13 protein-coding genes are annotated in these 22,577 nt (G+C 69.7%); 2 read left to right on the plus strand and 11 right to left on the minus strand.

The window, feature by feature from the left end:
• Window position 1 precedes the first annotated feature (1 nt).
• The 3 genes from ACFVYN_RS19690 to nrdR all read right to left on the minus strand — a co-directional run bounded on the left by ACFVYN_RS19690 (window position 2) and on the right by nrdR (window position 4,491).
• Window positions 2-709 carry a DUF6215 domain-containing protein gene (locus tag ACFVYN_RS19690; protein ID WP_390000052.1) on the minus strand — a complete coding sequence of 236 codons (708 nt, stop codon included), beginning with the start codon at window positions 707-709 and terminating at the stop codon, window positions 2-4.
• A gap of 144 nt (window positions 710-853) precedes the next feature.
• Window positions 854-3,754: a vitamin B12-dependent ribonucleotide reductase gene (locus tag ACFVYN_RS19695; protein WP_390000055.1), complete on the minus strand. Its 2,901-nt coding sequence runs from the start codon at window positions 3,752-3,754 to the stop codon at window positions 854-856.
• A gap of 158 nt (window positions 3,755-3,912) precedes the next feature.
• Window positions 3,913-4,491 (minus strand): transcriptional regulator NrdR, encoded by a 579-nt coding sequence (gene nrdR, locus ACFVYN_RS19700; protein ID WP_390000058.1) that lies wholly within the window; start codon window positions 4,489-4,491, stop codon window positions 3,913-3,915.
• A 562-nt stretch (window positions 4,492-5,053) separates the two neighbouring features.
• Here nrdR and lexA point away from each other — a divergent pair.
• A complete protein-coding gene (lexA, locus tag ACFVYN_RS19705) occupies window positions 5,054-5,833 on the plus strand; it encodes a transcriptional repressor LexA (RefSeq protein WP_352382363.1) in 780 nt (259 codons plus the stop codon).
• 142 nt (window positions 5,834-5,975) lie between these two features.
• Here lexA and ACFVYN_RS19710 read toward each other — a convergent pair whose 3' ends face one another.
• The 4 genes from ACFVYN_RS19710 to ACFVYN_RS19725 form a co-directional block, all read right to left on the minus strand.
• Window positions 5,976-7,994 carry an ATP-dependent DNA helicase gene (locus ACFVYN_RS19710; RefSeq protein ID WP_390000062.1) on the minus strand — a complete coding sequence of 673 codons (2,019 nt, stop codon included), beginning with the start codon at window positions 7,992-7,994 and terminating at the stop codon, window positions 5,976-5,978.
• Between the two features lie 312 nt (window positions 7,995-8,306).
• Complete coding sequence (locus ACFVYN_RS19715; protein ID WP_390000065.1) at window positions 8,307-9,206, minus strand: GNAT family N-acetyltransferase; 900 nt, start codon at window positions 9,204-9,206, stop codon at window positions 8,307-8,309.
• Window positions 9,207-9,245: 39 nt separating this feature from the next.
• Complete coding sequence (locus ACFVYN_RS19720) at window positions 9,246-11,309, minus strand: IucA/IucC family protein (protein ID WP_390000068.1); 2,064 nt, start codon at window positions 11,307-11,309, stop codon at window positions 9,246-9,248.
• A gap of 661 nt (window positions 11,310-11,970) precedes the next feature.
• The gene (locus ACFVYN_RS19725) at window positions 11,971-13,497 is read right to left on the minus strand and encodes a diaminobutyrate--2-oxoglutarate transaminase family protein (protein ID WP_390000070.1); all 1,527 of its coding nucleotides are present in this window, start codon (window positions 13,495-13,497) and stop codon (window positions 11,971-11,973) included.
• Window positions 13,498-13,891: 394 nt separating this feature from the next.
• Here ACFVYN_RS19725 and ACFVYN_RS19730 point away from each other — a divergent pair, with 394 nt between their 5' ends.
• Entirely contained in the window at window positions 13,892-15,121 is a 1,230-nt protein-coding gene (locus ACFVYN_RS19730) for a trypsin-like serine peptidase (RefSeq protein ID WP_390000073.1), read from the plus strand.
• Window positions 15,122-15,240: 119 nt separating this feature from the next.
• Here the strand turns inward: ACFVYN_RS19730 and hflX are convergent, their stop codons facing one another.
• The 4 genes from hflX to dapF all read right to left on the minus strand — a co-directional run bounded on the left by hflX (window position 15,241) and on the right by dapF (window position 22,518).
• Window positions 15,241-16,737, minus strand: a complete 1,497-nt coding sequence (gene hflX, locus ACFVYN_RS19735) for a GTPase HflX (protein ID WP_390000075.1) — start codon at window positions 16,735-16,737, stop codon at window positions 15,241-15,243.
• A gap of 134 nt (window positions 16,738-16,871) precedes the next feature.
• Window positions 16,872-18,404 (minus strand): M1 family metallopeptidase, encoded by a 1,533-nt coding sequence (locus ACFVYN_RS19740; protein ID WP_390000078.1) that lies wholly within the window; start codon window positions 18,402-18,404, stop codon window positions 16,872-16,874.
• Window positions 18,405-19,129: 725 nt separating this feature from the next.
• Entirely contained in the window at window positions 19,130-21,361 is a 2,232-nt protein-coding gene (locus ACFVYN_RS19745; RefSeq protein ID WP_390000081.1) for a RelA/SpoT family protein, read from the minus strand.
• A 287-nt stretch (window positions 21,362-21,648) separates the two neighbouring features.
• On the minus strand, window positions 21,649-22,518 hold the full coding sequence (dapF, locus tag ACFVYN_RS19750) for a diaminopimelate epimerase (protein ID WP_390000084.1): 870 nt from the start codon (window positions 22,516-22,518) through the stop codon (window positions 21,649-21,651).
• Window positions 22,519-22,577: the final 59 nt, after the last annotated feature.

The raw sequence follows: 22,577 nt of genomic DNA on the forward strand, positions 1-22,577 counted from the left end.
ATCAGCCGGCGGTCCAGCCCGGGACCGTCGGCAGCACCGTCTCGGCTACGCGGAACAACGCGAGGTCATCGGGCACGACGTCGTCCTGACGCCATATGGTGACCTCATAGAAGCCGCCGCCGTCCTTGGTGTCCTTGGCGACCAGCAGGCTGCGGGCGATACCGCCCGGACCGCTGTCCACCTTGCCGCCACCGAGATTGAACTTGAGGGCGATGGTCCGGTCCGAGTAGAGGACCGCCGGATGTCCGCCTATCGTCCTGCTCTCCGCCGTACGTCCCAGGAAGCCCGCCATCTCGGCCACCGGAATGTCGTCGTCGGACGTCGAGAGCTTCACGGAGTAGGTGGACAGCTGGACCTCCGCTTCGGGTGTGACGGTCTTGGTGCCGTCGGCCCAGTTGCTCATACTCTCGTTGCCGTTGGCGTTCATCGCGTACTCCGTGGGCGTACCGAGCAGCGTGGGCAGGTCCGCACGGTTCAGGGCCGTGCACAACTGCACCCCTGAGACGGGCTTCGACGGCCGGGCGTCGTCCGACGCGTGACATACGGCCGGCTCGGGGTCGCCGGACTTCTGCTGAAAGGTCCCTGACAACAAAAGAGCGGCGAGCCCCCCGACCACCACCAGTGCCGCTATGACCTGACCCCACCCGTTCGAGCCCTTCTCGGGCTGCCTCACGCTCTGCGCGACATCGGCAATCTGCTGCTCAGCCATGTTCCCCGCGTCCCCCACCCTGCCGCTCGCGCCGGTCGTGCGCTGGGGGAGCCTAACGTGTGATCGTCTCGTGGAGAAACGGAAAAAGCCGAAGGCGGTGCGGTCGATGTCCGACCGCACCGCCCTGGACGGCTGTGACTCAGATCAGCTGCAACCGCTGGTCGAGCCGCACCCCTCGCAGATGTAGCAGGAACCGGCCCGCTGCATCTTCGTACCGCAGGAGAAGCACAGCGGGGCGTCGGCCTGGATGCCCAGCTGCATCTCCACCAGCTCGGCGCTGGTGTGCGCCTGCTTCGGGGCCGGCTTGGCCGCCTCGACCTCCGCACGCGGCGTGGCGACGGCCTTCAGCTCCTGGGTACGCGGCGCCGACTGGGCCAGACCCTCGACGTCGACCTCCTCCTCGGTCGGCTCGTAGGAGCCGGTCTCGAGGTGGCGCTGACGCTCCTCGGCGGAGTGGATGCCGAGCGCGGAGCGGGTCTCGAAGGGCAGGAAGTCGAGCGCCAGGCGACGGAAGATGTAGTCGACGATCGACTGCGCCATCCGCACGTCCGGGTCGTCCGTCATGCCGGCCGGCTCGAAGCGCATGTTGGTGAACTTCGAGACGTACGTCTCCAGCGGCACGCCGTACTGGAGGCCGACGGAGACCGCGATCGAGAAGGCGTCCATCATGCCCGCGAGAGTCGAGCCCTGCTTGGACATCTTCAGGAAGACCTCGCCGAGACCGTCGTCCGGGTAGGAGTTGGCGGTCATGTAGCCCTCGGCGCCGCCGACCGTGAAGGACGTCGTGATGCCGGGGCGGCCCTTGGGGAGGCGCTTGCGGACCGGGCGGTACTCGATGACCTTCTCGACCGTCTCACGGATGGTCGCTTCGGCCTTCTGCGTGACCTCGACCTTCTCCTTCTCCTTGGTCTTCGCGGAGAGGGGCTGGCCGACCTTGCAGTTGTCGCGGTAGATGGCGAGCGCCTTGACGCCCATCTTCCAGGCCTCGAAGTAGACCTCTTCGACGTCCTCGACGGTCGCCGTCTCCGGCAGGTTGACCGTCTTGGAGAGCGCGCCGGAGATCCAGGGCTGGATCGCGGCCATCATGCGGACATGGCCCATCGCGGAGATGGAGCGCTCGCCCATGGCGCAGTCGAAGACCTCGTAGTGCTCGTGCTTGAGACCGGGGGCGTCGATCACATTGCCGTTCTCGGCGATGTGGGCGACGATCGCCTCGATCTGCTCCTCCTGGTAGCCCATGCGGCGCAGGGCCTGCGGGACGGTGCCGTTCACGATCTGCATCGAGCCGCCGCCGACCAGCTTCTTGAACTTGACCAGCGCGAGGTCGGGCTCAAGACCGGTGGTGTCGCAGGACATCGCGAGACCGATGGTGCCGGTCGGAGCGATGACGGACGCCTGGGCGTTACGGAAACCGTTCTTCTCACCCAGACGCAGCACGTCCTGCCAAGCCTCCGTGGCGGCGGCCCAGATCGGCGTGTCCAGGTCGTCCATGCGGACGGCCTTGGTGTTCTCGTCGGAGTGCTGCTTCATGACACGCAGGTGCGGCTGCGCGTTGCGGGCGTAGCCGTCGTACGGGCCGACGACCGCGGCGAGTTCGGCGGAACGCCGGTACGACGTGCCGGTCATCAGGGAGGTGATGGACCCGGCGAGAGCGCGGCCGCCGTCGGAGTCGTACGCGTGGCCGGTCGCCATCAGCAGGGCGCCGAGGTTGGCGTAGCCGATGCCGAGCTGGCGGAACGCGCGTGTGTTCTCACCGATCTTCTGCGTCGGGAAGTCCGCGAAGCAGATGGAGATGTCCATCGCGGTGATGACGAGCTCGACGACCTTGGCGAAGCGCTCCACCTCGAAGGACTGGTTGCCCTTGCTGTCGTCCTTGAGGAACTTCATCAGGTTCAGCGAGGCGAGGTTGCAGGACGTGTTGTCCAGGTGCATGTACTCGCTGCAGGGGTTCGAGCCGTTGATACGGCCGGACTCCGGGCAGGTGTGCCAGCGGTTGATGGTGTCGTCGTACTGGATGCCCGGGTCGGCGCAGGCCCAGGCGGCCTCGGCCATCTTGCGGAACAGCGACTTGGCCTCGACCTCCTCGATGACCTCGCCGGTCATGCGGGACGTCAGGCCGAACTTGCCACCCTGCTCGACGGCCTTCATGAACGTGTCGTTCACACGGACCGAGTTGTTGGCGTTCTGGTACTGGACGGACGTGATGTCGTCGCCGCCCAGGTCCATGTCGAAGCCCGCGTCGCGCAGGGCGCGGATCTTCTCCTCCTCCTTCACCTTGGTCTCGATGAAGTCCTCGATGTCGGGGTGGTCGACGTCGAGGATGACCATCTTGGCGGCGCGACGCGTGGCGCCACCCGACTTGATCGTTCCTGCGGAGGCGTCGGCGCCGCGCATGAAGGAGACGGGACCCGAGGCGTTGCCGCCCGAGGACAGCAGTTCCTTGGAGGAGCGGATGCGGGAGAGGTTCAGGCCGGCGCCGGAGCCGCCCTTGAAGATCATGCCCTCTTCCTTGTACCAGTCGAGGATCGACTCCATGGAGTCGTCGACGGACAGGATGAAGCAGGCCGAGACCTGCTGCGGCTGGGGCGTGCCGACGTTGAACCAGACAGGGCTGTTGAAGCTGAAGATCTGGTGCAGGAGGGCGTACGCGAGCTCGTGCTCGAAGATCTCCGCGTCGGCGGGCGAGGCGAAGTACTTGTAGTCCTCGCCGGCCTTCCGGTACGTCTTCACGATGCGGTCGATGAGCTGCTTGAGGCTCACCTCGCGCTGGGGGGTGCCGACGGCACCGCGGAAGTACTTGCTGGTGACGATGTTGACCGCGTTCACCGACCAGAAGTCGGGGAACTCGACGCCACGCTGCTCGAAGTTGACCGAGCCGTCGCGCCAGTTGGTCATGACGACGTCACGATGCGCCCATTCCACCTCGTCGTACGGGTGCACGCCGGGGGTGGTGTGGATGCGCTCGATGCGCAGGCCCTTGTTAGCAGCCGCCTTGGTGCCCTTGGCGCGGGAACTCCGTGCCGGACCGCTCGCCGTCTCTGTCATGCCGCCTCCCTGGTACGGGCGAAAACGCCCTGAAGTGCCCCGTTGTTCCCGTGGCACGGTGTTCTGTCTGGTATTGCGGGCACCCACTCGCTACCGCCCGCAACAGGTCCTGGTTCGCCGCCGTCCGGCCGGCCCGGTCTCCCGGCCCGGCCCGCCGATCAGTCGGCGGCGCGGGCGGGCTCGGGGACTTGAGCAGTCCCTCCGGGCCCGCCGTCGTCTTCCTGGCTCCCCGCGACGGCCTCGTCGCCGTCCACAACCTCACCGCGGTCCTCGTCGTCCGCGGTGGGGGGTCCCGTGTCTTCCCTAAGTTCCGCGATCGCGGCCTCGAAGTCATCGAGCGAGTCGAAGGCCCGGTAAACGGAGGCGAATCGCAGATACGCGACGAGATCGAGCTCCTGCAACGGGCCGAGTATGGCCAGCCCCACGTCGTGGGTGGTCAACTCGGCGCTTCCGGTGGCCCGCACCGCCTCCTCGACCCGTTGGCCGAGCTGGGCGAGCGCGTCCTCGGTGACAGGCCGCCCCTGGCATGCCTTGCGCACACCGTTGATGACCTTGGTACGGCTGAAAGGCTCGGTGACTCCCGACCGCTTGACCACCATCAGCGAGCACGTCTCCACGGTCGTGAAACGACGGGAGCAGTCCGGACACTGGCGGCGCCTGCGGATCGACGTGCCGTCGTCGGTCGTACGACTGTCGACGACACGGCTGTCGGGGTGCCTGCAGAAGGGGCAGTGCATGAACTCCCAACCTCCCTCACAGCAGACTCAATAGCCTCGCTGAGCCCCATGGGCCCCTCGAAGCAGCCCCCAGCATAGGCGATCGCAGCGGGCGCGGAGACCCGGGGGACCACAACTTCTGGGCTGCTGTAGCAATCCAAGCACTACATGTAGGGATTGGCACGGCATACACGCCGCGCACGTGTGTCGCACCGGTATTGGCATGTGCCAAACGACCGTCCCGGCACGCGGCGAACACGACGCACAGCCGTATCGCTGCGAAGCATGCGGAGATACCGTGGGCGCCACAAGGAGGGGACGTGGGATTCCCGCACAGATGGGAGCCGCTACCCGGCCCGCAGCCCACCAGGTGGCAGACTGGGGCAACAACCCGCAAGGTCGCCATCCGGCGGTGAAGAGTACAGCAATGGGCCCTTTTGTTCGGCGGGCGGCGCGTTAGCCATACACCCAGACACATCATCGCGAAAGGTGATTCGCGATTTTTCACTCGAACGTGTGTTTGGCGCAACCTTTCGAAAGCAACTACCGTTGTCCAGCAGGGAGACCATCGAGAGGGGCCGACGTGACCACGACCGCAGACAGTGCCACCATCACTGCCCAGGACCGTTCCCAGGGCCGACTCGAGCCGGTGCATGCGATGAACGAAGCCGTGAATCCCGAGGGGCACAAGCGCTCCCTGCCGGGCCGACCTCCGGGCATCCGTGCGGACAGCTCGGGACTCACCGACCGGCAGCGCCGGGTGATCGAAGTCATCAGGGACTCCGTTCAGCGGCGCGGCTACCCGCCATCGATGCGGGAGATCGGCCAGGCGGTCGGGCTGTCCAGCACCTCGTCCGTCGCACATCAGTTGATGGCACTGGAGCGCAAGGGCTTCCTGCGCCGCGACCCGCACCGCCCGCGCGCGTACGAGGTGCGCGGCTCGGACCAGGGGGCTTCGGTGCAGCCCACGGACACCGCGGGCAAGCCGGCCGCGTCATACGTCCCTCTGGTGGGTCGGATCGCCGCCGGTGGGCCGATCCTCGCCGAGGAATCCGTCGAGGACGTGTTCCCCCTGCCCCGCCAGCTCGTCGGTGACGGTGAGCTGTTCGTGCTGAAGGTCGTCGGTGACTCGATGATCGAGGCCGCGATCTGCGACGGCGACTGGGTCACCGTCCGCCGCCAGCCCGTCGCCGAGAACGGCGACATCGTGGCAGCGATGCTCGACGGCGAGGCCACCGTCAAGCGCTTCAAGCGCGAGGACGGCCATGTCTGGCTCCTCCCGCACAACTCCGCGTACGAGCCGATCCCCGGCGACGACGCGACCATCCTCGGCAAGGTAGTTGCGGTACTGCGGCGCGTCTGAGCACTGCGGCACGCCTCGCCGACCCGACCGGGCCCCGGAACCCCTGCGCCGGTTCCGGGGCCCTGCCCTGTCCGGCGCTGGTGACGGATCGCCGCACGTCGCCTGTTGGCCTGACCCGGCACCGGGTCAGGCCAACAGACGTTCACCTGAGCTCTGCCTGGGCTTTCTCCGCTTCGGCGGCGACCTCCGCCGCTTCCATGGCCTTCGCCGCCGCGTCGATCGCCGTCAGCGACTTCCGCACCTGATTACGATCCGTGGTGTACCAGAAGTCGGGCAGTGACGCCTTCAGATAGCTGCCGTACCGCGCTGTCGCCAGCCGCTGATCCAGTACGGCGACAACACCACGGTCCCCCGAGGCCCGTACGAGGCGGCCGGCGCCCTGGGCCATGAGCAGGGCGGCGTGCGTGGCTGCAACGGCCATGAAGCCGTTGCCACCCGCTTCCTCCACCGCCTTCTGGCGGGCGCTCATCAGCGGATCGTCGGGGCGTGGGAACGGGATCTTGTCCATGACGACCAGCTGGCAGCTGGGGCCGGGGACGTCGACGCCCTGCCAGAGCGAAAGAGTGCCGAAGAGGCAGGTCTTCGGGTCGGCCGCGAAGTTCTTGATCAGTTCGCCGAGGGTCTCCTCGCCCTGGAGGAGGATCGGGAACTCCGGGACCCGGGAGCGCAGTTCCTCGGCGGCCAGCTGGGCGGCCCTCATGGAGGAGAACAGCCCCAGGGTGCGGCCGCCGGCCGCCTGGATGAGCTCCGTCAGCTCGTCGAGCATGTCCCCGCGGTCGCCGTCGCGTGCGGGTCGCGAGAGGTGCTTCGCGACGTAGAGGATGCCCTGCCTCGGGTAGTCGAAGGGCGACCCGACGTCGAGGCCCTTCCACTGCGGCAGGTCGTCGCCCTCGGTTCCTTCCGGAGCGAGACCCAGGGACGCTCCTACGCCGTTGAAGTCTCCGCCCAGCTTCAGGGTCGCCGAGGTCAGGACCACGGAGCGGTCCGCGAACAGCTTCTCCCGCAGAAGGCCCGACACCGACATGGGGGCCACACGCAAGGAGGCGCCGAAGCGGTCGTGACGCTCGTACCAGACGACGTCCCACTCCGAGCCGTTTGTGATCCGCTCCGCCACGTCGTGCACCGCCTCGACGGAGGCCAGCGCCTGTTTGCGGACCGCGTCCTCGTCCTGGACCGACTTGTCGCGCGTCGCTCCGATCCCGGAGATGACCGTACGAGCGGCGTCGCGCAGGGCCATCAGCGCATAGCCGAGGTCCTCCGGAATCTCTTCCAGTCGGCCGGGCAGGGCCAACTCCATCAGCCGCTCGAAGCCCTCGGCCGCGGTCTGGAGCTGGTCGGCCGCCTTTTCGTTGACGAGTTTCGCGGCGCGGCGCACCGCGCGGTTGACCTGGCCGGGGGTGAGCTCGCCGGTGGCGACGCCGGTGACCCGGGAGACCAGCTCGTGCGCCTCGTCGACGATCAGTACCTCGTGCTGGGGAAGGACGGGGGCGCCTTCGATGGCGTCGATCGCGAGCAGCGCGTGGTTGGTGACGACGACCTCGGCGAGCTTGGCGCGCTCGCGGGCCATCTCGGCAAAGCACTCGGCACCGTAGGCGCACTTCGTCGCCCCCAGGCACTCCCGGGAGGACACGGAGATCTGCGCCCAGGCACGGTCGGACACCCCCGGCGTGAGGTCGTCACGGTCTCCGGTCTCGGTGTCCTGCGACCAGTCCCGCAACCGCAGCAGATCCTGGCCCAGTCTGCTGGTGGGCGCGGCGGCCTCGAACTGGTCGAAGAGTCCTTCTTCCTCGTCCTGCGGAACACCTTCGTGGAGGCGGTGCAGACACAGGTAGTTCGACCGGCCCTTGAGCATCGCGAACTCCGGTCGGCGGCGCAGCAACGGGTGCAGCGCCTCCACCGTGCGCGGCAGGTCGCGCTCGACGAGCTGTCTCTGCAGGGCCAGGGTGGCCGTCGCGACGACGACCCGCTCCCCGTGCGCGAGCGCCGGCACGAGATAGCCCAGCGACTTTCCGGTGCCGGTGCCGGCCTGCACCAGCAGATGGGAACCGTCGTCGATCGCGTCCGCGACGGATTCGGCCATGGTCACCTGGCCGGGGCGCTCCGTACCGCCGACGGCAGTGACGGCAGCATGCAGGAGTTCGGGGAGTGAGGGCTTCGTCATAGCCCGACCACCCTACGGCTCGGCACTGACAAAGGGGTGATCACGTCGGCGACGAAGGGCGGGATCAAGACCCGGAACTCCTGAAAGGCGGTGGCGGATGGGGGCGGATCGGTTCGACCCGGTCCGACTTCGGCCGGGTCTGCGTCGGTCCGGATCGGGTCCGATCCGACGGCGTCCGGAATTGATCGAGGCACCGTGGTGCGGTGGAGCGGAAGTCGTGTGGCCCGAGGAGATTGGAAAAAAGTCCCGCGGCGGGTGGGAACCGACTCGGCTTGAGCGGTGTACCAAAAGTGATTGCGCGATGACGTGTCGCTACAGCAGACCGCGCAGGGACCGTTCTCGGACCATGAGGACCGCCCGCTTGTCGGGCAGGTCCACCTCGGCGGAGAAGCGGAATCCTGCGTTCAGAAAGGCGGTGACGGACGGGATGTTGCGAAGGTCGGGTTCCGCGATGACGCGGGCACAGGAGGGTCGCTTGTCGAGTACGAGATCGGCGACGGCTCTGAGAAGAGTGCTGCCGAGACCGCACCCCCGATCGGTGACGGCGCCGATCAGGAGATGGATACCGGTGTCGTGCGGTCTGGCCGGATAGTGGCGGGCCAGCGAATCGAGGTCTGCCCGGTAGATCTCCCAGTAGCTCATCGGGGTGCCCCCCAACACCCCGAGGCACGGAACGCTGCGGCCGTCGCCGGCCAACTGGGACCGCAGGTGGTCCTCCGTCACGTTCTGGGGCCCGGCCAGCTTCCAGAACGCGGTCACGGCGGGGTCGTTCATCCAACGCCAGACGAGGGGAAGATCCCGCTCGACTCGCACGGGCACGAGGTGGAAGACGCCCGCCGGGGTCGTGATCGGTCCCCACTCGGCGACGCCGTCGAGCAGGTCATAGCCGGCCGGGGGGAGTGAGTCGGGACGGGTGAGTGCGTCGGGCCGGGTGCGTGAGTCAGGTGCGGCGGTGCTGTCGCCCCCGCTCTGTTGCCCGTCCTCCGCCGCTCCGGCATCGGTGTCGCCTGCGCCGGACTGTCCCGTTTCGAAGAGTGCGAGGAGTTCGTCCGGCAGCCGGAGGTCCAGTGTGTCTTCGTGATCGCTGCTGCGCTCGGCGCCCCGGTCGGCCCCTCGGGTGGTGCTGTCCTCGCCCGTGGCGGGACAGGTTCCGCTGCCGACGTCGGGCAAGGGGGTGGAAACGGCGTCGGCACTAGCGTCGGTGGGAGACACCGGGGCGCTCCTCTCAGGAGGCGGGGTGGGTCATGTTCCTCAGGAGTGAAGGGGGTTGGAGATGGAGACATAGACGGACTGGGTGTCGACCGGGCCGACGAGTTCGTCCAGGCCGTGCACGCGGGTCAGCAGATTGGCCTTGCAGCGCAGGACGGGTGAGTCGAGCAGGCGGCCGGGAAGCGTGGTGCGCAGTCGGGTGGGTCCGGAGGCCACGTTGGTGAGGAAGCGGCGGAAGGCGGCGAGCAGCAGCCGCTCGTCGGCCAGGCGCTGGGAGCCCAGCGCACCGACGAGACCGAGGACGTTGTTGATGGCGAGGTAGTAGGCGAAACGTTCGTCAGTGACCTCGTCGGAGACAAAGGTGTCGCTGTGTGCGCCGGTGCCGGGCAGCCGGGCGTCGAGTTCAGCCCGCCGGGACTCGCGGAAGTAGTACCCCTGGTTGTCGCGGTAGCGACCACCAGCGGGCCAGCCGTCGCCGTCCAGCAGGACCAAGGTGTTCTGCTGGTGTGCCTCCAGCGCAATTCCCGCCTCTCCGTCGAGCCACAGCACCGGACGGACGACGTGTTCCAGGTAGCGCAGGAACCACTCGGCGGCGACGGCTCCTCGGGGGCGGCCGGTGCGGGCGGCGAGGCGGGTGACGAGCTCGGCCAGCCGGGACCGCCAGACCGGCCCCTCCGTCTCCGGGCGGCCTCCGGTGACGTCGGCTCGGGCGCGGGGACGTGGTGAGACGAGTCCGGCGATGCAGGAGACGTCATGCGAGGGGCTGAACGGGTTGTGCCGGATCACCACGTCGATGCCGGGGACGGGACTGCCGTCGAGCCCGTCGATGGCGAGCCAGGCCGGGTCGCGGACGATGTCGAACGCCGGGTGGACCATCTGCCACTCCTTCGACAGGCCTCTGCGCAGGAGCCGGTGCACCTCGACACCGCGGTGGAGTTCCTTGCGGAGGTTCTCGCGGCGGGAGTTGGTGATGCGCAGGCCCAGCGAGAGCTTCAGCATGGCGGGGGCGCCGGAGCGATGGACGGTGCGTACGGAGGAGGTGGGGTACCAAGGGGAGCCGTGGACTCCCAGGTCCTGGAGCAGTCCCGTGTCGAAGAGAGGGGCGGTCTCGGGGCGGTGCCGGACCTCGCGGAGTTGCCAGGGGTGCAGCGGAAGGGCCGTGCGCCCGTCCGGCAGCGCCAGGTCGGGGCCGGCCAGGCGCTGGCTGAGCTGGGCGGCGGTTACCGGGCGGCCGCGTTCGGTCCAGGCCGAGTCGGTGGCGAGGAGGGAGGGGTCGACAGCGAGCCAGTGCAGGCGGAAGGAGCCGCGTGATTCGGGTGAATACAAGGCTGCTTCGGCTTCGGAGAGACCTTCGCGGCTCTTCGGGGCCGGATGCAAAGGGTGGCCGAGGACGAGCGACTGTTCGGCGGTGAGGAAGAGGTCAGGTCCGTCATCGGGGTCTTCGCGACGCTCACGGACGAAGGTGGCGGTGCGGCGGACGGAGTCGGCCACGCGGGCCACGAGTTCGGCACCGCCTGCGGAGGCGGGGGCCTCTTCGGGGGCCTCTTCGGGGGCCTCTTCGGAGGTCTCCGCAGGAGTCTCTGTCGCCAGCGACTCACGGGTGAGCAGTGCCGCGACGGTGACGGCGTCGGCCGACGGGGCTTGTTCGGGAGCGTTGGCGAGAAGGGGGCGGCCGAAGCGGTGCCAGCCCGTCGGTGACCAGTAGTGGACGGGGGCGAGGAGGGCTGTGCCACTGGCGGGGAGGGGGATGCGAAGGGTGCCGCCCGTGGGTGCGGGCAGGTCGCTCTCGCGGACCCAGCAGCGCAGCAGATTCTCCACGGCCGCGGCTTCGGCCACGGTGTACGGATCGGCGTGGCTCAGCGGATCGGGACGGTTCTGGGGACCGAAACGGTTCTGGGGGCCGGGACGGTTCTGGGGACCGGGACGGTTCTGGGGACCGGGGGTGGCAGCACTCAGGCATTCCCATTCGGGCGGCCCGCCCTGGGGCGGGGTGTGGGCGGGGCGGGGGCGACGCTGCGGGGAGGGGGCTGTGTCGGAGTAGTTGCGCAGGTGGGCGGGGGTGGGGTCGTGGGGTGTGGGGTCGTGGGGAGTGGGGGTGGTGTTCAAGTTCGGTGTTCCTCTGGGGTGGTTCTGGCTCGGAGGGGCTGCCGTCTGGCGGGTGGTGAGTCGAAGGTGTTGTTGTCAGGCGGCGTTGGGGCTGGGGCGGCTGGCTGCGGCTTGGTTGGAGAAGAGCGGTTGAGTCGAAGGGAGATGAGCGGTGTTCGGGAGGCAATCGGTGAGCAATCGGCGTGACGAGGGCGACCATTGCGGAGTGCCGCGGAGTGGTGCGTGGCGCGGCATGTGGCGCGAGGGGTCGTGGCGGCTACAGGGCTGGATCGGACTCCGGCTTCTGATCCGGCCTGTCCTGGCCGGGAGTCCGACCTCGGCCTCAACTCCAGCTCCGACCCCAGCCGGCCTCCGCCCCCCGCCCCCGGTCCGCGCGTCCGGCCTCGACCCCGGCCCGCGAGTCCGCACCCAACCCCGGCCCCGGCCCCGGCCCCGGCCCCGAGTGAAGCCGGCACGTCGGCTCTGGGAGTGGCGGTCAGTCCGACTAAGGACCTGGCTGCGGCCCCAGTTCCGTGAACCCCTCCAGCCAACACGCCTGCCCCTGACACCCCACCCAGCGAAGCCACCACGCCGCCTCCCGCCGCTTGTCCGGCTCACGTCGCCACCCCGGCAGCTATCTGGTCCCCTCGCCCTGGATGCGCCGTCGATGCTGCGGTTGCCTCTAGTCGCCGAATCGGTGACCGCGGGCCACCATTGCCACGGCGTCGGCGAGGCGGTCGAGGACGGCGGTCGCCTGTTCGTCGGTGATCGTCAAAGGCGGGAGCAGCCGGACGACGCTCGCGTGACGACCACCCAACTCGACGATCAGGCCACGTCGGAGGCACTCCCGCTGGACGGCGGCGGCAAGCTCCGTAGAGGCAGGGCGAGGAGCCGGAATGACACCGCGCATCACCGCGGCATTGGCGCAGTCGGCGTTACCCGGCCCTCCCGGGCCGTAGGACCCGGCGGACCCACCGACAGCAGCGAGTCCGCCGGATCCACCGATCCCCCAGTCCTCCCCCTCACTCTCCCTCCCACCATCTGCCTCCACCATCTCGATCCCGATCATCAGCCCCCGCCCTCGCACATCACCGATCACAGGAAACTCCCGGGCCAGTGACCGGAGTTGATCCAGCATGCGCGCCCCCAGCGTTGCCGCGCGCGCTGTGAGGTCGTTCTCGCGGACGTAGGCCATCGTGGCGGTGCCCGCGGCCATGGCGAGTTGGTTGCCGCGGAAGGTGCCCGCATGGGCGCCGGGTTCCCACACGTCGAGGTCGTCGCGGTAGACGACGACGGCGAGAGGCAGACTGCCACCGATGGCCTTGGAGAGGACCATCACGTCGGGGGTGATGCCGCTGTGCTCCACCGCCCAGAAGGCGCCGGTGCGGCCGACTCCCGTCTGGACCTCGTCGGCGATGAGCGGGATCGAGCGGTCGGCCGTGATCTGGCGCATGCGCCGCATCCACTCGTCCGGCGCCGGAAGGACCCCGCCCTCGCCCTGGACGGGTTCGAGGATCATCCCGGCGGGCAGCGGCACCCCGGACTTGGGGTCGTCGAGGACGGATTGCGTCCAGCGGGCGGCGAGTTCGGCGCCCTCCGCGCCACCGACTCCGAAAGGACAGCGGTAGTCCTGCGGATAGGGCAACCGGGCGACCCGTACGTCGGAGGCGTCGCCGGACGCTTCGAGCGCGCCGGAGGTCATGCCGTGGTAGGCGCCCGCGAAGGCGAGCAGGCCGGTGCGCCCGGTCGCGGTGCGTACGAGCTTGAAGGCAGCCTCCACCGCGTCGGTGCCGGCCGGGCCGCAGAACTGCACGCGTGCGTGGTCGGCGAGCCCGGGAGGGAGGGTGCGGAACAGTTCGGTGACGAAGGCGTCCTTGACGGGGGTCGCGAGGTCGAGAACGTGGAGGGGCGCGCCCGAGTCGAGGACCTTGCGGATGGCTTCCAGGACGACGGGGTGGTTGTGTCCGAGTGCCAGGGTGCCCGCGCCCGAGAGGCAGTCGAGATAACGGCTGCCGTCGGCGCCCTCGATGGTCAGGCCCCGTGCGCGGACAGGGACGATCGGGAGGGCACGGGCATAGGTGCGCGCCGCCGACTCGCGGGCCGACTGGCGCCGCAGGATGCCCTCGTGCGCGGAGCGGGCCTGGGATGGTTCCGCGACGGCGGCGGGTCCCGCCGTGGCCTCGCCGGGTGCGGTCTCGGTCACGGCCATGGTTCTCCCGTCGTCGCGCTGTGCAGGGGCAAGCGGTTCCCTCGCGGACTCGCCCGCCCCGACATACGGAGTCCCGGGACCGTTTGCTCGACGTCTCGGCACATCGATGCCCCGACTGCCGGGAAGCCTCCGGGGATCGGGGCGTGTAGGACCGACCCGTCCGCCGGCAGCGGGTCCCACCGCTACCAACCCCGGACTGTTCACCGGGTTACGGGCTGTCCGAAGATCTTTGGCGTGACGGAACTGCTGCGGTTCAGTCGAAAGTCGTCCATAGCGGACGCATAGTGTGGGATGCCGTTCCAAGGCGCGGTGCCGGAGGGCGAATTCGCGGGGCGTCTGCGGGGAAGTCCCTGGTTCCGGTGCCCGGTTCGTCCGCACCAGGGGGAGGCAGAGCATGCGATCCGAACCACTGTCGTTGACGGCTCGCGGCGATGGCGGAAGGGGCGCGCGCCGCAGAATGTCCCCCGTGCTGGCAGCCCTGGCCCTCGCCTCGGTACTGACGTTGACCGCCACCGGTTGCGGCTCGGGCGGTCCGGACGCGAACGCGCAGGGCTCGGCCTCCGCCACGCCCGGGGGAGACGGCAAGACCACGATCCCGGATGACATCAGGGACAGGCTCAAGGAGCACGGGATAGATGTGGACAAGTGGAAGGACGGTGCCTGGAAGGACTGGGACAGGGACGACTGGCTGCGCGAGGCCCAGGACTACGTCAACCCGATCATCGAGGGCCTGTGGGACCCGGAGCGCATGCGGGACGCCGAGGATCCCGGCCGCGGTGTCCAGGAGAGTGACCTCTCGGGTGACCGGGGTGTGACCGACCCGGAGCCGGCGCCGGTGGACGCGAAGGCCGTATCGCCTACGTACCACGACAACGTTCCCGAGGCGGGCAAGGTGTTCTTCGACTCCCCCGAAGGCACGATGGTCTGTTCGGCGACGGTCGTGGAGGATCCGGCCCACCCGGGCAGGTCCAACTTGGTGTGGACAGCGGGGCATTGTGTGCACGCGGGCAGGAGTGGCGGTTGGTACCGCAACATCGCGTTCGTGCCGTCGTACAACGACCAGGCGCTCTCGGCCGAGGAGTTGGCCGGTGCGACCGAGGGCGAGCTCGCTCCGTACGGCGTCTGGTGGGCGGACTGGGCGGGTACCTCGGACCAGTGGATCGCGCAGGGCGGTCCGACCGGCGGGGAGGGCGCCCCGTACGACTTCGCCGTCATCCATGTGACGCCGGAGGAGGGCGGCAGCGGCAAGTCGTTGGAGGAGACGGTCGGTTCGGCACTGCCGGTGGACTTCGCCGCACCCGCGGTGCCGCAGGTCCAGGGCATCACGGTGGACGGGTATCCGGCGGCGGCGCCGTTCGACGGGGAGACTCTGTATCAGTGCCAGGACAGGCCGGGACGGCTGTCGATCAACGCCTCGGATCCGACGATGTACCGAATCGGCTGCACCATGACCGTTGGTTCGTCCGGCGGCGGCTGGATCGCGACCGGTGCGGACGGCGAGCCGGCGCTGGTGTCCAACACCTCGATCGGCCCGGTGAACGCGGGCTGGCTGGCCGGGCCGCGGCTGGGCGAGATGGCCAAGGGGGTGTACGAAGCGGTCAGCCGGAAGTTCGCGGGGCAGTGAGGGCCCCGGCGGCTTCAAGCACTGCGACGATCACGACCGCCCATGACCTGAACACGCTGAGAGGCCCGCCCCTTCTCGAAGTTCTCGAAGGGGCGGCCCTCTCAGGGGAGCTACGACACTCAGGCCACAACCGACACCGGCACGTACGGCGCCAGGTCCGCAGCCAGTTCCTCGTGCACCCGCACCTTGAGCAGGGTGCCCTCCGCGGTGTGCTCCTCGGAGATCACCTCGCCCTCGTCATGGGCGCGGGCGACCAGCTTGCCGTGGGTGTACGGCACGAGCGCCTCGATCTCGACGGACGGCCTGGGCAGTTCGTTGTCGATCAGGGCCAGCAGCTCGGTGATGCCCTGGCCGGTACGGGCCGAGATCGCGATGGAGCGCTTCTCGATCCGCATCAGCCGCTGCAGCGTCAGCGGGTCGGCCGCGTCGGCCTTGTTGATCACGACGATCTCCGGCACGCCGGTGGCGCCGACGTCCCTGATCACCTCGCGTACGGCGGCCAGCTGCTCCTCCGGGTTCGGGTGCGAGCCGTCCACCACGTGCAGGATCAGGTCGGACTCGCCGACCTCCTCCATGGTGGAGCGGAACGCCTCGACCAGGTGGTGCGGCAGGTGCCGTACAAAACCGACAGTGTCGGCCAGCGTGTACAGACGGCCGCTCGGGGTCTCCGCCCGGCGGACGGTGGGGTCCAGAGTCGCGAACAGGGCGTTCTCGACCAGGACTCCGGCGCCCGTGAGGCGGTTGAGCAGGGAGGACTTGCCGGCGTTGGTGTAGCCCGCGATGGCGACGGAGGGCACCTTGTGGCGCTTGCGTTCCTGGCGCTTGATCTCGCGGCCGGTCTTCATGTCCGCGATCTCCCGGCGCATCTTCGCCATCTTCTCGCGGATCCGACGCCGGTCCGTCTCGATCTTGGTCTCACCGGGACCACGGGTGGCGAGGCCGCCGCCCTTGCCGCCGCCCATCTGACGGGACAGCGACTGGCCCCAGCCGCGCAGCCTCGGCAGCATGTACTGCATCTGCGCGAGGGCGACCTGCGCCTTGCCCTCACGGGACTTGGCGTGCTGGGCGAAGATGTCGAGGATCAGGGCCGTACGGTCGATGACCTTGACCTTGACGACGTCTTCGAGGTGGATGAGCTGGCCCGGGCTGAGCTCACCGTCGCAGATGACGGTGTCCGCGCCGGTCTCCAGGACGATGTCCCGCAGCTCGTCGGCCTTGCCGGAACCGATGTAGGTGGCCGCGTCGGGCTTGTCGCGGCGCTGGATCACGCCGTCGAGCACGAGCGCGCCCGCGGTCTCCGCGAGGGCGGCGAGCTCCGCGAGGGAGTTGTCGGCGTCCTGCGCGGTCCCCGTGGTCCAGACGCCGACGAGGACGACCCGCTCCAGACGGAGCTGGCGGTACTCGACCTCGGTGACGTCCTCGAGCTCGGTGGAGAGGCCTGCGACGCGGCGCAGGGCCGCGCGCTCGGAGCGGTCGAGCTGCTCGCCGTCCCGCTCTCCGTCGATCTCGTGGCTCCAGGCGACGTCCTCTTCCATCAGGGCATCGGCCCGAAGACCTTCGGCGTAGGTGTGCGCGAGGAACTGCGTGTCCTGGGAAGAGGAAGAAGAGGAGGTCATTTGATCCTTACGTCGATGAGGATGCCGGTTCGGCGGTCACTACGGACAACGCACGAGTACCCCGGGAGATTCCCGCGTCCCGTGCCGCGCCGACCTGAAGATGGTCGCACGGCACGGGGCGTCTCGTCACCGGCTTATTTCACCGATGCGACGGCGGGTGCTACGGCCTTCCAGTCCGGGTGGCCGGGCATCGGCGGGGTCTTCTCGCCGTAGAGCCAGTCGTGGAGGAAGCCGCCGAGATCGCGTCCGGAGATCTCTGAGGCGAGGTGCACGAAGTCGGTGGTCGACGCGGTGCCGTCCCGGTGTCCCTGCACCCAGGCCCGTTCCAGCCTCTCGAAGGACTCGTGGCCGATCTCCAGGCGCAGGGCGTACAGGACCAGGGCGGCGCCGTCGTAGACGTTCGCCCGGAAGATGCTGATCTTCTGGCCGGGCGTGGGCGGCTTAGGCGCGGCGGGTGGTCCGCCGACGGCACGCCAGCGGTCGGAGGCGCCGTACGCGGCCTTCATGCGGGCATCGAGGGTGCGGCCCCCCTTGGCCTCCGCGTACAGGGCCTCGTACCAGGTGGCGTGTCCTTCGTTGAGCCACAGGTCGGACCAGGTGCGAGGGCTGACGCTGTCGCCGAACCACTGGTGGGAGAGTTCGTGGACCATGATCGACTCGACGTACCACTTGGGGTAGGCGGGCTCGGTGAAGAGATCCTTCTCGAAGAGGGAGAGCGTTTGGGTTTCCAACTCGAAGCCGGTGTCGGCAGCGGCCATGAGGATGCCGTACGTCTCGAAGGGGTACGGCCCGACCTTGTCCTCCATCCAGGCGAGCTGAGCGGGGGTCTTCTTGAGCCAGGGTTCGAGCGCGGCGCGGTCCTTTGTGGGGACCACGTCCCGGACGGGCAGTCCGTGCGGTCCGTCGCGGTGCAGCACGGTGGAGCGGCCGATGGACACCTGGGCGAGCTCGGTGGCCATGGGGTGCTGGGTGCGGTACGTCCAGGTCGTGGCCCGGCCGACGCGGTCCACGTCCGTCGGCAGTCCGTTGGCGACGGCCGTGTAACCGTCGGGCACGGTGACCCGGATGGTGAACATCGCCTTGTCGGAGGGGTGGTCGTTGCAGGGGAACACCAGGTGGGCGACGTCGGCCTGGTTGGCCATGGCGAGTCCGTCCGTGGTGCGTACCCAGCCGCCGTCCCGGTCGTCGGCGGAGACGGGGTCACTTGTGTGCCGGACGGTGATCCGCATCCAGCTGCCGGCGGGCAGCGGCTCGTCGGGGGTGACGACGAGGTCCTCGCCCGCGCCCGTGAAGGCCGCGGGCCGTCCGTCGACCTCCACCGAGCGGACCTCGCCGTGCGCGAAGTCGAGGTTGATGCTGTCGAGTTCGGTCGTCGTCCAGGCGTCGATCGTCGTGACGGCCGTGAGCGGTTTGCTGTTGCTGCCCGGATAGCTGAAGGAGAGGTCGTACGACGCCACGTCGTAGCCGGGGTTGCCGAGGTGCGGGAAGAGGCGGTCACCGACGCCGAGCGGCACGGCCGGGGCGCTCGCGGCGAGCAGACAGACGGAGACAGCGGAGGCGAGCAGCGCGGCCGCCTTGCGCCGTCGGGCGTTTCCGGTACGGCGACGGAGGGCGTCGGGGGCGGACCGGCCGGCGTGGGTGCGGTCTACGCGGGGGGTGAGCGGCATGCACCACCGCTACCAGCGCGCGCGTGCACCACGGCGGCGACGCGCGACCGGCCCACTCGAACGGGGTGCTGCGGCTCCGTTGAGGAGACGTTTGCGGCCCGGTGGCCCGCCACACGCGCGTGAGGACGTGTCGAGCGATCCTCACGCGCGGTGGACCCACCGGCTTCCCCACGCGCGCGACGAGGCCTACGGGCTCCAGCTCGGGACGGCCCCTTGAGGCACCGACGCCGGCCGGGACGCGGCCGTTCCAGGGCGTCGGCCTCGTCTCGACGGGGCGGGCCTTCTGAGGCGTCAATGCCGGTGAGCGAGCCAACCTGAGCGTCGACTCCGGCTGACGCGGCCCGCCAAAACGCCGGCACCACCCCGGACGCGGGACTCTGGGTCGTCGGTCCCCGCCCGGTCGGCGAGCTCTCTGACGCGTCAAGCCGGGTCGGGCGAGCCCGCCTAAGGCGTCGGCCCAATCTGACGGTCCCCCAAGACGCTGGCACCCCCGGCCGCGCCTCCAATGCCTCGGCCCCACCCCAATCAGGCCACCTACTGAGGGCGTGCATCCCGGTGAGTGAATCCCCTGGGCGTCACCCCCGGTCAGGCGCCTCCCCGAGACGTCGATCCCGATCTGGCACGGCCCCTGTGAGGTGACACCCCGGTTCGACGCGGCCCTCCAAGACGCTGACACTGGCCCGGACGTAGCCCCAAACGCCCCCAAACACTCCCCAAACCCCCTCTCACACTCCCGGCGTCTGCGCCCTGCTCACGTCATAGACGCCCGCCACGTTCCGCATCGCTCGCATCAGGGCGGGCAGCTGGGCCGCGTCCGGGAGCTGGACCGTGTACGTGTGGCGGACACGCTGCTGGCTGGGGGGTTCGACGGTCGCGGAGACGATCTCGGCGCCCTCGCCGGCCATGGCCTCGGTGAGATCGGCGAGGAGGTGCGGGCGGCCGAAGGATTCCGCGAACAGCGTGACCCGGCACTCGGCGGTGTCGCCCCAGCGCACGCCGACCTCCTTGCGCCCCACGCCCTTCATGCTGGTCACCGCGGCACACTCGACGCGGTGCACGGTGACCACTCCCCCGCGCACGGCGAACCCGGTGATCTCGTCGGGCGGCACGGGTGTGCAGCAGCCCGCCAGCCGTACGGTCGCGCCGGGCTGGTCGACGAGGGCGACAGCGGCCTGGTCGCCGGAGGTCTGCGGCTCGCCGATGATCCCGCCCGCACTGTCGGGCATGTCCGTGGCCGGCGGCTCTGCCGCGAAGGCCCGGAAGGGGTTGGCGTCCCTCCGGGCGGCCTGCGCGGCCTGCCCGTCCTCGGCCATCACGCCGGTCGTCCCGCTCCGCTCCCCGGCCGCCTCCGGCGCCTCGTGGGAGGGATGCGTCGCGATCCACCGCTGGATGGCGATCCGCGCCGCGGGGGTGTGGGCGTGCTCCAGCCACTCCTTGGAGGGTTCGGCGGCCGGATCCTGGCCCATGAGGAGCTGGACGGTGTCGCCGTCCCTCAGAACGGTGCTCAGGGTCGCCAGACGGCCGTTGACGCGAGCGCCCAGGCACGCGTGCGCGTCCTCGCCGTACTGCGCGTACGCGGCGTCCACACAGGTCGCGCCCTCGGGCAGGCCCAGGGTGCCGCCGTCGGGCCGGAAGACGGTGATCTCCCGGTCCTGGGCGAGGTCCTCGCGCAGGGTGGACCAGAAGGTGTCGGCGTCGGGCGCGGCCGCCTGCCAGTCGAGGAGCCGGGAGAGCCAGCCGGGCCGGGTGGGGTCCACCCGCTCCTCGTCGGGGTTCGCGCTCTGCTCCTCCGAGGGGTCCGAGGGGGACGCGTACGGATTGCCGAGCGCGACCACTCCGGCCTCGGCGACCTTGTGCATCTGGTGGGTGCGGATGAGGACCTCGACGACCTGGCCGTCGCCGCGGGCCACAGCGGTGTGCAGCGACTGGTACAGGTTGAACTTCGGTACGGCGATGAAGTCCTTGAACTCCGAGACGACCGGCGTCATACAGGTGTGCAGTTCGCCCAGGACGGCATAGCAGTCCGCGTCCTCGCCGACCAGGACCAGCAGACGGCCGAAGTCCGCGCCGCGCAGTGTGCCGCGCTTGCGGGCCGTGCGGTGCACGGAGACGAAGTGGCGCGGCCGGATGACGACTTCGGCCGGGATCCCGGCCTCGCGCAGCACCCCCCGCACCTCGTCGGCGATCTCGGCGAGCGGGTCGTCCGCGCGGGAGGCGTTGTCGACGATCAACTCACGCGTGTGCTCGTACTCCTCGGGGTGGAGGATCGCGAAGACCAGGTCCTCCAGCTCGGTCTTGAGGGCCTGGACGCCGAGGCGTTCGGCGAGCGGGATGAGGACGTCGCGGGTGACCTTGGCGATGCGGGCCTGTTTCTCGGGGCGCATCACGCCGAGGGTGCGCATGTTGTGCAGCCGGTCGGCGAGCTTGATCGACATCACGCGGACGTCGTTGCCGGTGGCGACGAGCATCTTGCGGAAGGTCTCGGGCTCGGCGGCGGCGCCGTAGTCGACCTTCTCCAGCTTGGTGACGCCGTCGACGAGGAAGCGGACTTCCGCGCCGAACTCCTCGCCGACCTGGTCGAGGGTCACCTCGGTGTCCTCGACCGTGTCGTGGAGCAGGGAGGCCGTCAAGGTGGTGGTCTCGGCGCCGAGTTCGGCGAGGATCAGGGTCACGGCGAGCGGGTGTGTGATGTACGGCTCACCGCTCTTGCGCATCTGACCGCGGTGCGAGGACTCGGCCAGGACCCAGGCGCGGCGCAGGGGTTCCAGGTCGGCGTCGTGGTAGTGGGCGCGGTGGGCCTCGGCGACGTGGCCGATGGCGTCGGGCAGCCGGTCGCGGGCGGCGGGGCCGAGCAGCGCGGCGCGGCCCAGGCGGCGCAGGTCGATCCGCGCCCGCCAACGGGCGGCCGGGCCTGCTACCGGACCTGGGGTCGCGGGGTTCGTCGCCTCCGCACTCATGGGCACCTCCGGCTGCGTGGACCGGCGGACGGGGTGCCCCATGGCGGACACGGCTCAGGGGATGGCATCTGTCCCCCGTCCGGGCCGGTGCTTGATGCTACCGAGCCCATCACGCCCGCCGGACCGCCTCTCGGCGAGCGTGAAACGGATCACCCATTCGAGCGAAGGTTTGTAGGTTTACGATTCCGCGGCAGCTGACCTGCGACTGACCGTGATTCCGCCTCGCACAAGGGGTCGAGGGCTGGGGATCCATGCCTCCAGCACTGCGATCTTTATGATTCATATGGTCAACGAACCGCGTTTTCAAGCCAGTCGGCTTCGATCTCGCCCTCGGCGACGATCACCGCGGGGCCGGTCATCTCGATCTCGCCGTCGGCCTGTTCGGTGATCACCAGGGTGCCGCCGGGCACGTCGACGGTGTGTGTCGCCGGGCTGCCGGTGGCCGCCGGGTCGACGCCGTCCCTGCGGGCCGTGGCCACGGCGACGGCACACGCGCCCGTGCCGCAGGACCGGGTCTCGCCCGCCCCGCGCTCGTGCACGCGCATGGCGACGTGACGGGGGCCGCGGTCGACCACGAACTCGACGTTGACCCCGCTCGGGTAGGCGGTGGCAGGGCTGAAGGGCGGCGCGGAGTACAGGTTGCCGGCGTGTGCGAGGTCGTCCACGAAGGCCACGGCGTGCGGGTTGCCCATGTTCACGTTCCGTGCGGGCCAGCTGCGGTCACCGACGCTCACCGTGACGTCCCCGTCGGGGAGCAGCGCCTTGCCCATGCCGACGGTGACGTCGCCGTTCTTCGCGATGTGCACCCTCTTCACGCCTCCGCGCGTGGCCACCGCGAGGTCGCCCTCGGTGATGTGACCGGCATGCTGGAGATAGCGGGCGAAGACGCGTACGCCGTTGCCGCACATCTCCGCGATGGAACCGTCACCGTTGCGGTAGTCCATGAACCACTCGGCCTCCCCGGCCAGGTGCGCGGCCTCGGGGTGCTCGGCGGACCGTACGACGTGGAGCAGGCCGTCACCGCCGATGCCGGCCCGGCGGTCGCACAGGGCGGCGACGGCGGCGGGGGGCAGGTCGAGGGCGTTCTCGGGGTCCGGGACGATCACGAAGTCGTTCTCGGTGCCGTGGCCCTTGAGGAAGGCGATCCGGGTGCTCATGTCTCGATCGTACGATGCGGGCCGCTGAGGGCCCGTCGCGCAGTTCTCCACGCCCTCGG

This window comes from Streptomyces sp. NPDC058307, from assembly GCF_042880295.1.
GTDB lineage: Bacteria > Actinomycetota > Actinomycetes > Streptomycetales > Streptomycetaceae > Streptomyces.